This is a genomic window from Aminobacter sp. MET-1 (genome assembly GCF_026521175.1).
Classification (GTDB): domain Bacteria; phylum Pseudomonadota; class Alphaproteobacteria; order Rhizobiales; family Rhizobiaceae; genus Aminobacter.
The window spans coordinates 1-265 of record NZ_JAMSHL010000120.1; the positions used below are offsets into that span (position 1 = coordinate 1).

Sequence of the window (265 nt, forward strand, 5' to 3'; positions counted from 1 at the left end):
TCGACTGCCGTGCCGGGCGAGGATGGTCGAGCGGAAGCGGCAGCAGCTCGGGTAGATCCGCGAGAGTGGACTTCCAGAACTCCAGCTGCTGTGCTGCCACCGAGCTCGGGTCGGACTCGTCGCCGAGAACCGAGCGTTGCCACATCGCGAAATCGGCGTACTGAACGTCGAGCGGTGCCCACATCGGAGCTACTCCCGACACGCGAGATCCGTACGCCACCATGACGTCTCGGGCCAGCGGTGCCATGGACGCGCCGTCGGCGGC

Annotated in this window: 1 protein-coding gene; it reads right to left on the reverse strand. The window is 67.2% G+C overall.

The window, feature by feature from the left end:
- On the reverse strand, positions 1-184 hold a 184-nt coding region (locus NDO48_RS29280; protein WP_267322928.1), incomplete at its 3' end, for a hypothetical protein.
- Between the last annotated feature and the right edge of the window lie 81 nt (positions 185-265).